Raw genomic sequence first — 11,658 nt, 5'->3', positions numbered from 1 at the left:
CCGCCGCCTTCCTCGAAGGGCCCTTCACATACGTGGAGGGCCCTTTTTTTATGCCCGATAATCAAAGGACGCCCATAATCTGCAAATTGGGACGAAACTTGAATAAGAGACGGCTTAGAAAAGATTTTATTTCCTTATTTTATTACATACCTTGTGAATTCAAAATTGATGTCTCCCAGATGAAAACCTAGGGAGAACTATCATACATATTGAAACTTAAAATTACAGTTCACAAATGAAAAAAAAATCGAAATTTAGGCTTCTTATAGCTTCTTTGGTATTAGCTTTACTTGTTTTTGGTACCACCAGTTCATTTAAGAAACACACACCTTGGGTACAATTGTTTAATGGTAAGGACTTAAAAAATTGGACAATTAAAATAAGGTATCATGAATTGAATGATAATTTTGGGGATACCTTCACGGTTAAAGATGGAAATATTCAGGTGAGATACGATGAATACGACACATTTGATGAACAATTCGGACATCTCTTTTATGACAAGCCTTTTTCTTCTTATCTATTTGCTGTTGAATATCGTTTTGTCGGGGAGCAGGCCAAAGGCGGACCCGGTTGGGCCTATCGCAATAGTGGGGTGATGATTCATGGTCAAGACCCTGCAGATATGGCGGTTGATCAAGATTTTCCGAATTCGATAGAGGTACAGCTTTTGGGTGGAAACGGAAAAGATGACCGAAGTACTTCTAATCTTTGCACTCCAGGTACCCAATACGTAAAGAACGGGGAAGTAATAAAGCGACATTGTACAAACTCTAAATCAAATACTTATCACGGTAATCAGTGGGTGCGCGCTGAAGTTTTGGCTTTGGGAGATTCTTTGATAGTCCATTATGTAAATGGTCAAGAAGTAATGCGTTATGAAAAGCCGCAATTAGATTCGAAAAAAGGTGAGGAAATGGGACAACTATTAAATGGAGGAACCATTTCGTTACAAAGCGAAAGTCATCCTGTGGATTTTAGAAAGGTTGAAATTGTTGATTTGGAAAAGTATGTCGACAAACCTAAAAAGCTTGATAAAATGATCAAAGCGCTTTTATCTGAAAAACGAATTGCAAAACAATAAATCTGGAATATGGGATTTTTCCGATTTTCTTTACTTCTAATTTTATGTATAGGTGTTTTTTCTCCGCTTAAGGCACAAGAGAAATATAACCCGCCGACACTGTCAAACCCCGATTCATGGTCAATGATTTTAATACCGGATACGCAGTCGTATGTGAAATTTGAACGTAACCACGGTATTTTGGAACTAATGACCAGTTGGATCAGTGAAAATATAGATTCATTGAATATAAGAATGGTGCTATGTACCGGGGATTTAGTGGAACAGAACGACTTATTGGTGCCCGATCATATTAACGGAAACCTTCCGAGTCGCAAACAATGGCAAGCGGTTTCCCATGCTTTTGAGCGATTAGATGGTAAAGTGCCTTATGTTTTAGCCGCCGGTAATCATGATTTTGGCTATAAGAGTGTAGAAAATAGAAATACATACTACAATACATACTTTCCGGCGGATAGAAATATTTTAAACGACAAGGCGCTTCGTTCGGCCGGTAAAAATATTCAAGGGTTCCCATCACCCGAGAATGCAATCTATGAGTTTGTTTCCCCACATCAACGAAAATTTTTATTTGTAAATATTGAGTTTGCCCCTAGAGACACAGTGCTCCGTTGGGCACAGCAAGAAATTTCAAGTCAAAGGTATCTCAATCACACGGTAGCTGTTTTAACACATTCCTATTTAAATTCCAAGAATGAGCATATTGAGAAGGAGAATTACCCTATTCAAGATGGTAATTATGGTAAGGCTATTTGGGAGAAATTAGTAGCGCCTTCAGAGAATATTCAAATGGTATTTTCTGGCCATATCGGAAGCAGTGATGATTTCAGGGGACATACGGCCTTCAAAGTCGATAAAAATGCGGCTAATAAGAAAATAAACCAAATGACCTTTAATGCCCAAGCCATGGGTGGTGGGTGGCATGGGAACGGTGGAGATGGTTGGTTACGTATCTTAGAGTTTCTCCCAGATGGAAATACGGTTAATGTGACCACATTTTCCCCTTATTTCGCCATCTCACCGAGTACGCAAAAAATGTCCTATCACAATGTACCTTTTAACAAATTTACCTTTACGCTTGATTAATTCATTTCAAGAGTTATAAGTTGTGGTGCACTGAATTGCTCGTACAGTTGAATTGATACGTTTTAAGGTTTTATATTCGTAATGAGGTCAAAAAATACGGAGAGAAGGCTAAGAAATACCAAATCATCAAAAACACGAAACACTATCTTGCTTCTTAAAAAGTTAGTCGTGTTTGGGGATGGACTAATTTCTCATAAAGACGTATTTAAATTCATTATATGACTACCAGGGAACTGAAGATAACAGGTGTTTTAATGCTAGTGGTATTTTGCCATTCAATTGTTAACGGTCAGCGCACTATTCATAAAGTTGATAGTGATCAATATCGTATCGATATCAGTAAAGAAGATGGCTCACCTGTTACCATACTACAAGTTACCGACCTTCATCTAGGTAGCACCGATGAAGGGAAGTGGAAAAGAGATTTGGAAACTTGCCGTAGGATAAAAAAGTTGGTTGAAACCCATGACCCCGATATGATTGCCATTACCGGGGATTTGTTTGATGGCAACAAACCCCATGGAACTTTATTGGCTTCTTATGCAGTTAATTTTTTTGATAGTCTAGATCGCCCTTGGTTGTTTATGTTCGGAAACCATGATCCTGAAGGAGGATTTGGAAGGGCGGCTATTGCCGAAGTCTTTGCTGAATCAAAATGGGGGGTTTTGGGGAAGCATTCCGTAAATAACGAATGGAGCGAGAAGTATGATTATGTTGTAGATATTTTGGTGAATGGCGAAAGGAAACCAGTCTGGCAAATTTTTGGTTTTGATTCTGGTGCGGAAAAGGGTAATAAATCTATAAAGGAAGAGCAGTTGAAATGGTATCGTGATATTTCAAATAATACTGCCAGTACACATAAAGAACAAATCAGGGCAATTTCAATGTTTCATATTCCACTTATTGAATTTCAATATTTGCAAGACGATGAATCCATAAAAAAGCAGGGTTTCAATGAGGAAAAAGTTTATTACGAAGAGGATGACGGGTCAGTCTATAAAACTTTTCTTGATGTAGGAAATGTGGAAGCCGTATTTTGTGGACATGATCATTACAATAATTATTGGGGAACTTATAAAGGAGGCATTATTTTGGCATATGGCTATATTAGTGGCGTGGCCACAAAGTATGCTTGGCCCCCAGGAGGTAAACTCATTACTTTGCCTATCAACGGTGGAAAGATAGTAATGGAGAATGTAATACCTGATATGGGAAAGTAGATTGACATTGAAAGCAATACCTTTTGAGCAGTACTTCCCCTGTAAGCCATAAAATTTGGTGAAGGTAACTGAATAAGGACTTTTTTTAAATATCAATTGTTGTTTAACTTCCTACCTCCCAAACATCACGCGTTTTTTCAATTTTATTTAAGTGCACTATTTTACTACTTAGCTCCATTCGGTCAACACCGTTGACTTCGAATAGAACTTCATAGTATTGCGGTAGTTCTCCAAACTTGTCTTTCATTGTTTTTGTTAGGCTTTCAAGCAGTTGGTGATTTGTGAAGTTCTTTAAACTTTGAGTGGCACCGGTATCCCATATTCCACCGAGCAGATAGACCGTGTTGTTATTTGGTCCAGGAAATTTCGCCATAAATCCATAATCGGTATGATAAGAATCAGGATTTCCTGAAGGTTTATAGCGTATTTTCTTTTTGTTGGTTGAATCGTTATAAATCAACTCATCTTCTTCTGGATTAAAATCAAAATCTGAATTCTTAAAGTAGGCTTTGAAAATTCCTAAAGTCTTTATCATGCCAACTACGATAAAATCGTGGTCTTGAAGTTCTTTAGGGTTAAACCTTGATATACTACGTATCGTATAATCCTTATCTTCGGAAAAAAAGATTTCGGTCAAATTCTTGATCCAGATACTGCTACTTTGAATAAGCAATGAATAGGTTGGTATGTTAATGTCTACACCAGGGCGCGCAAGGTTGGATTTAGATTTCTCAAAATCTGCTTTTGAGTTGATTTGGGGATCTCTGATATTCCGGTCTAAATTTATGGTTGAATCACGTTCCGTGTAAATAAAAAGGTCTCCCAGTACGACCATGGTGGTTTTTTTACTGTGTAAAAGGTCTTTCCACAGACCTTGTTCGCTGACCAAACCTATTTGCTTTTTTTGTCCGGTTAAATAGAAATTGGTCAAAACGGAAGCTAATAGTAAAATTAACATAGTTGCCAACCAAGGTTTGCTATATAGTTTTGTGAAAGGAGACGTTTTATTATTATGTTTTTTGCTAATTTCAATTCGATAGCTTCCCTTTGGAATGCGCAGAATGTATGCGTCGGTTCTGCCTTCATTTTGATAATACGCTTTTAGTTTTTTTCGTAGATTATAAACATAAACCCGTATCAAGGTACTCTGAGAAGGGTCGAAAGTCGTTTTGCCAAAAATATCCGCGGCAATTGTAGTCTCTTTAGGAACATCATTTTTAATAGAAGAGGCTACTAAATACCTTAAGAGGTTGGCATAGGTGTTTGACCTACCAAACGATTTGGTTTTAATAATTTTTTCGACAATAGCATCGTACTCTTTGTCTTTCATGGGAGTTTCGCTTCAATGATTTAAATATAACCATTAATCATTAACAGTTAACAAAACTGTTTTTCCCTCGATTTTGCCATTTATGAATTGTTTATATTTGATTGATTAAGAATTTCATATGGAGGGATTTAAGTTTTACGTGTGGCTGTATTCCAGTTGTTTTTTATTGGTTGGGTGTGGATGGAACGTACCTGCAGAAATCGAATTGGTTTATGAAGAGGTGCCTGAAAAAATTGATTTTAACTACCACGTTAAGCCCATACTTTCCGATAAATGTTTTGCTTGTCATGGGCCCGATGCCACAAACCAAAAAGCGGGACTGCGATTAGATATCCAAGAAAATGCCTTTGGTGCTCTCGAAAATAATGTCAACGCACATGCAATCGTACCCGGCAAACCGGGAAAAAGCGAAGTCATAGGTCGAATTCTTAGCAAAGATGAGAGTTTATTAATGCCCCCTCCAGAGTCAAATTTGGCTTTGAACGAAAGGGAGATGGCTATTTTAACAAAATGGGTTGAGCAAGGCGCTGAGTACAAACCACACTGGTCTTTTATAAAGCCCAAAAAAGAAACACTTCCTAAAATTAGGGAGACCGATTGGGCCGAAAATGAAATCGATTTTTTTATAGCGCATAAACTGGAACAACAAAATTTATCGCCTTCCGAAAAGGCTTCGAAAGAAACCCTTATTCGAAGGTTAAGTTTTGATCTTACCGGTTTGCCACCATCATTGGAACAAATTAAAGATTTCGTTCAAGATACCTCACTGAACGCTTATGAAAAGCTAGTTGATCGTCTATTGGCATCGCCGAGTTATGGTGAGCGTATGGCGGCCGAGTGGATGGATGTTGCAAGATATGCTGAGAGTGATGGTTATCTTGATGACAAACACCGTGATTTTAGTCCCTATCGTGATTGGGTGATCAAAGCATTTAATGAAAACATGAGTTATGAGAAATTCACGACCTGGCAATTGGCCGGCGATCTCATTAAAGAGCCATCACAAGAAAGTATTCTTGCAACAGCGTTTAACAGATTGCATAAAAAAAACTCGGAAGCAGGAATTGTTTTTGAAGAGTTCCGTCAAGAATATGTGGCCGATCGTACACTTACATTGGGTAAGGCATTTTTAGGACTAAGCGTGGAATGCGCCCGATGTCATGACCATAAGTACGACGCTATCAGTCAAAAAGAACATTATGAGATGGCGGCTTTTTTTAATAGTACCAACGAAATAGGAACGGCGGTGTATGGGCCAGGTCAGGTGCCCGGCCCATCATTACTTTTAACGAATGCCGAGCAAGATAAAATCTTGGAATATATTGATTCTAATATTGATAAAGTCGAAAAGCAGCTGGTCGAAATTCAAAAGTTACCTTCTGAAGAGGTGATAGCTGAAAACGATATGAAGGGGGTAATGCAATCTCTCCAAAAAAACTATAATGAAGGGTTGGTGGTAGATTATAGTTTTGATAAATTGATACGAGCGGACAAGAAACGGTTCAATTGTCAGAATGTCTTCGGTGACGGCAGACCCGCCGTAGTAAACGAGCCTGATATCAAAGGGGGAGCTAAGGGTAATGGTATTTTTATCAATGACTATACGACGATTCAATTGCCCGAAAAAGTTGGGTGGTATGATTTTGTAGACCCCTTTACGGTTTCATTGTCCTTGTTTCCGGATAAAGTCTATGAGGAGGCCGGAATATTTTACCATTGCGAAGACCTGAGATTGGGGTTGAATGGGTATTCGTTTTATTTAGAGGATAACAAGCCGAAATTTGTCATTGCCCAATCTTGGCCTACAAATGCTATTCAAATTATAGCAAAAGAGCCACTTCCTGAAAAAGAATGGTCCAATTTCGTTGTTTCGTACGATGGTCTCGGCAAGGGTGAAGGGGTACATTTCTATCTAAATGGAGAGGAAATGGAAGTAGCGGTCGAAATCGATAACCTTTACAAATCGATTACGTTCGAACCCAATATTCATACCTATGGTTTTAAAGGGTTTACATTGGGAGTAAGGGATAAAATAAAGACTTTTATCAATGGTGGACTCGATGAGCTTAAGATTTATAATCGAGAACTAACAGCTTTGGAAGTGCTTTACGCTGAAGATAGAAAAAAAGCTGTTTCATTATTTCAAAATGCTCAAGATACTAAGGGTATTGCTTTAGTTTCAGCACATCGATTAAAAAATGAGCCGAATTTTGTTGCGAAAAATGAACGACTTCGCAACCTTAAAAGGGAACGCTTAACTGTTGTTGATACAATTCCCGAGATTATGGTGTTGGGTGAAATGCCGCGACCAAGACCGACCTATATATTAGATAGAGGCATGTACGATTCACCGACCGAAGAAGTTTTTCCGAATATTATTACGGCGGTGCTTCCGTTTGATGAAGAGCTTCCGCGAAACCGTTTGGGCCTTACCAAATGGTTGTTCGAAGAAGATCATCCTTTGACGGCTAGAGTGTATGTAAATCGCTTGTGGCAAATGCACTTTGGAAAGGGGCTGGTAGTTTCTTCGGATGATTTTGGAAACCAAGGAGACTTGCCTTCGCATCCGGGTTTATTGGATTGGCTCGCGGTTAGTTTTCGTGAATCGGGTTGGAATATCAAAAAAATGCACAAGCTGATGGTAATGTCGGCGACCTATCAGCAAAGTTCAGAAATAAGAGAAGAACTACAGGAAATGGATGGTGATAATAAATTATTGGCCCGTGGTCCGAGTTTTCGAATGACCGCCGAAATGGTACGTGACAATGCCTTGGCCATAAGTGGTTTGTTATCCCATAAAATTGGAGGTCCTAGTGCTTACCCGTACCAACCTGAAGGGCTTTGGGATGAAATCACTAATAAATCTTGGCGCTACAGATACCTACAGAAACCTGGGGAAGGGCTCTACCGACGTAGCTTGTACACTATTTGGAAAAGAACATCGGCTCCTCCTTCTATGCTGATTTTCGATGTGGGAGAGAGAGGTGTCTGTACCGTAAAACGTAGGGAAACCAGTACACCGTTGCAGGCCTTGGTACTTTTAAATGACCCTCAGTTTATTGAAGCGTCTCGTGTATTGGCCGAAAATTTGATTCAAGATTATAGGAATGTCGACGAGCGGCTTAAAATAGGATATAAGTTAGCGACAGGGCGTAATCCTAATGCATCTGAAATGGCCACCGTGCAAAAATTTTATAATTCAGAGCGCAATCGGTTTCAAAAAGAGCAAGAAGATGCGGTGGCCTATGTTTCCACAGGAAGCTCAAAACCACAAAATAATCTGAATGTCATCGAAGTTGCGGCGTTGTCAACAGTTTTGAACGGAGTGATGAATACGGCAGACGGTTATACAATACGATAATCAATTATGGACGATTTAACAAGGGAATTGAAATTTACAGATACGCGACGAGGGTTTTTAAAGAAAGCCTCATTGGGCTTTGGGTCTATTGCACTCTCAAGTATGTTGGCGCCGACCACAGGTTACGCCAAAGATCTGTTATTGGGAAATTCTGGTGATGGTATGGGAGGCGTTTTAAATGGCACACATTTTCCGGCCAAGGCCAAAAGGGTCATTTATCTTTTTCAGAGCGGTGGTCCTTCACAACTGGAAACCTTTGATTACAAACCACAACTTGCAAAATGGCATGGAAAAGAGATCCCTCCCTCGGTACAGGGTACCCAACGAAATTCGGGTATGGTGGCCGATCAATCTACTTTTCCTTTGGTGAAATCAATTTATGATTTTAAGCAATACGGACAATCAGGGGCATGGGTCAGTGAAATTTTTCCGCACACGGCCAAAGTTGTCGATGACCTTTGTATCATTAAATCAATGCGTACAGAGGCCATAAACCATGAGCCCGCCGTGATGTTCGTACAAACAGGGTCTCAGCAAAGCGGAAGACCGTCGATTGGTTCGTGGCTGAGTTATGGGCTGGGTAGCGATAATAAAGATTTACCCAATTTTGTGGTGATGTTGTCGATGGGAGGAGGAGCACAGCCTTTAAGTTCTTCGGCCTGGGCCAACGGATTTCTTCCATCGCACCATCAAGGTGTACAGTTTCGTTCGGGTAAAGACCCCGTGTTATACTTGAACAATCCGCATGGGGTTCATGACCATGACCGAAGAAGAGCTTTAGATTATATAGCTGAACTAAACAATCACCAATATGATATTTGGAAGGATCCAGAAATACAGTCCAAAATAAATCAGTACGAAATGGCCTATAAGATGCAGAGCTCCGTACCTGATGCCGTGGATGTCTCAAACGAGCCCGACCATATTTATGAGTTGTATGGGGAAGATGCGAGAACGCTAGGTACGTATGCCTATAATTGTTTGCAGGCACGGCGTTTGGCCGAGAAGGATGTCAAATTTATTCAGCTATATCATATGGGGTGGGACCAACATGGAGGGCTGCCCGGTGGAATTAAACGGCAGGCCCTAGGTACGGATCAGGCTACGGCAGGCCTTATTCAAGATTTAAAGCAAAGAGGACTTCTAGAAGATACTTTAGTGGTTTGGGGAGGAGAGTTCGGACGCACGAGTTTTTCTCAAGGACGGTTGACGGCTACCAACTACGGTAGAGACCATCACCCAGGTTGTTTTACGATGTGGATGGCGGGTGCTGGCGTAAAGCCGGGTATGGTCTACGGCGAAACCGATGAGTTTAGTTATAATGTAATTCAGAACGAAGTTCACGTTCATGATTTTCAAGCGACCCTACTTCATTTATTGGGTATCGACCACGAAAGGCTTACTTTTAAACACCAAGGTAGAAGGTATAGGTTGACCGATGTACACGGTCATGTTGTAAAGGATATTCTAGCATAGATAAATGATAACAAGAAGAAAGTTTGTTGAAAGAACGGTGCAATCCGGTAGTGCTATACTGGCATCTTCCATCTTGCCATTTCAGATTATGCCCTCGCGAGCGAAGCTGGAAGAGACTATTTTGGGGCACGGCGATTTTCGTTATCGGCTGGAAAAGGAATGGGGCAATTTAGACCCCAAAAATACCCCGGTAAACAACTGTCATGAGATGGTTATGGATAAAAAAGGAAGGCTATTACTTCTGACCGACCATCCGAAGAACAATATCCTTATGTATAGCACCGCGGGCAAACTGCTGAATTCTTGGACATTAAATTTGCCCGGTGCTCATGGGCTGACCTTGCATGATGAAGGAGGTTCTGAATATTTATACATTACCGATCCCGGTTTGGGGAGGGTGATTAAAAGTTCGTTGGATGGACGCATAATCATGGAACTTAGTTCCCCTTCAAAACTGGGTGCCTATGACGAGAATATGGCTTATAAGCCCACAGAAACGACCATAGGCCCAAATGGAGATATTTACGTGGCCGATGGTTACGGTTCCCAGTTTATTTTACAATATGATGCTAACGGAACATTTATACGAAAGTTTGGGGGCGATAGCTTTTTGTCTCCGGAAAAATTCAAACAGGCACACGGGGTAACTTTAGATACAAGGGATGCGAACAATCCCACCTTATTATGTTCGGCGCGAATTAAAAATTCATTCAAACGTTTTTCTTTGGATGGGGAATATCTGGAAAATATCTATATGCCAGGTCTGTTCGTCAGTCGGCCTGTAATCGATGGGGAGAATATTTATTCCGGAGTATGTTTTGGTATGGAGGAGGGCAATTACAATATGCAATTGAATAAAGGTTTTGTGACTATTCTCAATAGGGAAAATAAGGTGGTATCCAATCCCGGGGGTACAGCGCCGGTTTACAAAGAGGGAAAGTTGCAGTTAATGCTTCAAGACCGTCCGGTGTTTAAACACTGCCATGATGTTTGTGTTGATGGTGATAAGAACTTATATGTCTGTCAATGGAATGCGGGCGGGGTTTATCCTTATAAACTACATAGAGTATAAATTAAGGGCTTACCACGGGGTTTGTTGCTATAAAATAAAAATGAGCGGTAAATCCGCTCATTTTTTATTCTGATTTATCGGCGTTTTATCGAGTTCCGCCTTTTTGTTTTTCTATGGGGCTATCATCGCATTTTAAATCACCTACGACATATTGCATTCCGTCTAACAAGAACTGTAGCAGTTCAGGGTTGTCTAAACTTTGGGCATTGTGGGAAGGGGAGGTATAGAAAACCCTTCCTTGACCGTGTCTTTTGATCCAGGCGACATAGTTGACCTTTTGGTCAACTTCCTTTTTCATACCTTTTAATTTATCTATTTCGATATAAAGTAAGGGTCTAAAGTTATAATCGAAATACGCATTTTTGAAAAAATAGGGTTCATCAACATGTGTTAGACCTTTACCTTTAAAGGCTTTTACCAAAGGATGTTTTTTATCATATTCCTTTAGGTGCATTTCTTGTTGTTTGGGATGGTAGTCGAAACTACCACCAGTCATTTTGCTGAATTCCATGGAGTTATTTTGAACGGTAATGGCCCCGTGCAGTATCAATAATCCGCCTCCTTTTGCTACATAATCCAAAAGGTTGTTTTCGTATTTTTTCGAAAGTGCTGCTATCTTTTCATCGGAAAGGTTTGAATTCTTCTGTAACAAATCCCAAAATAAATCCCTTTTCGGTCCTGCAGGGTTGCAGTTATTGAGTACCACTGCATCATATGCTTTTAGATTATCGGTATCAAAACTATCAATGTCATAAGAATTGGTGATTTCAAAAGCACCGGACTTTGTTCCCAAAACTTTTAGCATTTCAACATTCAACGGGGCGGTCCAATGATAAAATCCTGTATGCTGGGAAAAGACCAAGACTTTTTTTACATCAGCTTTGACCGTAGCCTTTGAAGGGGCTAATTTTTCAATTTTTGAAATCCACTCATCGGAAACTTCAAACGATTCGAGACTTTGGGCAATAGTGGCGTTCAAGAAAAAAAAGGTAAAGGCGGTGAAAATTAGTTTTTTCATAGTGTTTAGTT

General features: G+C 40.0%; 8 protein-coding genes. 6 read left to right on the top strand and 2 right to left on the bottom strand.

Annotation, left to right across the window (positions count from 1 at the left end):
• The first annotated feature begins 235 nt into the window (after positions 1–235).
• The 3 genes from AACZ88_RS03830 to AACZ88_RS03820 all read left to right on the top strand — a co-directional run bounded on the left by AACZ88_RS03830 (position 236) and on the right by AACZ88_RS03820 (position 3,390).
• The gene (locus AACZ88_RS03830) at positions 236–1,084 is read left to right on the top strand and encodes a DUF1080 domain-containing protein (RefSeq protein WP_339706429.1); all 849 of its coding nucleotides are present in this window, start codon (positions 236–238) and stop codon (positions 1,082–1,084) included.
• Positions 1,085–1,207: 123 nt separating this feature from the next.
• On the top strand, positions 1,208–2,170 hold the full coding sequence (locus tag AACZ88_RS03825) for a metallophosphoesterase (protein ID WP_339706426.1): 963 nt from the start codon (positions 1,208–1,210) through the stop codon (positions 2,168–2,170).
• Positions 2,171–2,388: 218 nt separating this feature from the next.
• A complete protein-coding gene (locus AACZ88_RS03820; protein ID WP_339706423.1) occupies positions 2,389–3,390 on the top strand; it encodes a metallophosphoesterase in 1,002 nt (333 codons plus the stop codon).
• 103 nt (positions 3,391–3,493) lie between these two features.
• On the opposite strand, the gene AACZ88_RS03815 is transcribed toward AACZ88_RS03820, so the two are convergent.
• Positions 3,494–4,720, bottom strand: a complete 1,227-nt coding sequence (locus AACZ88_RS03815; protein WP_339706420.1) for a hypothetical protein — start codon at positions 4,718–4,720, stop codon at positions 3,494–3,496.
• A gap of 118 nt (positions 4,721–4,838) precedes the next feature.
• Here AACZ88_RS03815 and AACZ88_RS03810 point away from each other — a divergent pair, with 118 nt between their 5' ends.
• From AACZ88_RS03810 to AACZ88_RS03800, 3 genes are read left to right on the top strand one after another with little or no spacing between them, the layout of a single operon-like run.
• A complete protein-coding gene (locus AACZ88_RS03810; protein ID WP_339706417.1) occupies positions 4,839–8,081 on the top strand; it encodes a DUF1553 domain-containing protein in 3,243 nt (1,080 codons plus the stop codon).
• A gap of 6 nt (positions 8,082–8,087) precedes the next feature.
• Complete coding sequence (locus AACZ88_RS03805) at positions 8,088–9,557, top strand: DUF1501 domain-containing protein (protein ID WP_339706414.1); 1,470 nt, start codon at positions 8,088–8,090, stop codon at positions 9,555–9,557.
• A gap of 4 nt (positions 9,558–9,561) precedes the next feature.
• On the top strand, positions 9,562–10,629 hold the full coding sequence (locus AACZ88_RS03800; protein WP_339706411.1) for a 6-bladed beta-propeller: 1,068 nt from the start codon (positions 9,562–9,564) through the stop codon (positions 10,627–10,629).
• Positions 10,630–10,714: 85 nt separating this feature from the next.
• On the opposite strand, the gene AACZ88_RS03795 is transcribed toward AACZ88_RS03800, so the two are convergent.
• Positions 10,715–11,647 carry a ThuA domain-containing protein gene (locus AACZ88_RS03795; protein ID WP_339706408.1) on the bottom strand — a complete coding sequence of 311 codons (933 nt, stop codon included), beginning with the start codon at positions 11,645–11,647 and terminating at the stop codon, positions 10,715–10,717.
• Positions 11,648–11,658 lie beyond the last annotated feature (11 nt).

The sequence above is a fragment of the uncultured Kriegella sp. genome, assembly GCF_963975415.1.
GTDB lineage: Bacteria > Bacteroidota > Bacteroidia > Flavobacteriales > Flavobacteriaceae > Kriegella.
The sequence above is the reverse complement of the archived record's forward strand: the minus strand, read 5'-3'. Positions and strand labels throughout refer to the sequence as shown.

What these genes read in the sequence shown, in the direction of transcription:
- AACZ88_RS03820 (WP_339706423.1), top strand. Translation starts at nt 2,389, where the DNA reads ATGACTACCAGGGAACTGAAGATAACAGGTGTTTTAATGCTAGTGGTA.
- AACZ88_RS03825 (WP_339706426.1), top strand. Translation starts at nt 1,208, where the DNA reads ATGATTTTAATACCGGATACGCAGTCGTATGTGAAATTTGAACGTAAC.
- AACZ88_RS03810 (WP_339706417.1), top strand. Translation starts at nt 4,839, where the DNA reads ATGGAGGGATTTAAGTTTTACGTGTGGCTGTATTCCAGTTGTTTTTTA.
- AACZ88_RS03795 (WP_339706408.1), bottom strand. Translation starts at nt 11,647, where the DNA reads ATGAAAAAACTAATTTTCACCGCCTTTACCTTTTTTTTCTTGAACGCC.
- AACZ88_RS03830 (WP_339706429.1), top strand. Translation starts at nt 236, where the DNA reads ATGAAAAAAAAATCGAAATTTAGGCTTCTTATAGCTTCTTTGGTATTA.
- AACZ88_RS03805 (WP_339706414.1), top strand. Translation starts at nt 8,088, where the DNA reads ATGGACGATTTAACAAGGGAATTGAAATTTACAGATACGCGACGAGGG.
- AACZ88_RS03800 (WP_339706411.1), top strand. Translation starts at nt 9,562, where the DNA reads ATGATAACAAGAAGAAAGTTTGTTGAAAGAACGGTGCAATCCGGTAGT.
- AACZ88_RS03815 (WP_339706420.1), bottom strand. Translation starts at nt 4,720, where the DNA reads ATGAAAGACAAAGAGTACGATGCTATTGTCGAAAAAATTATTAAAACC.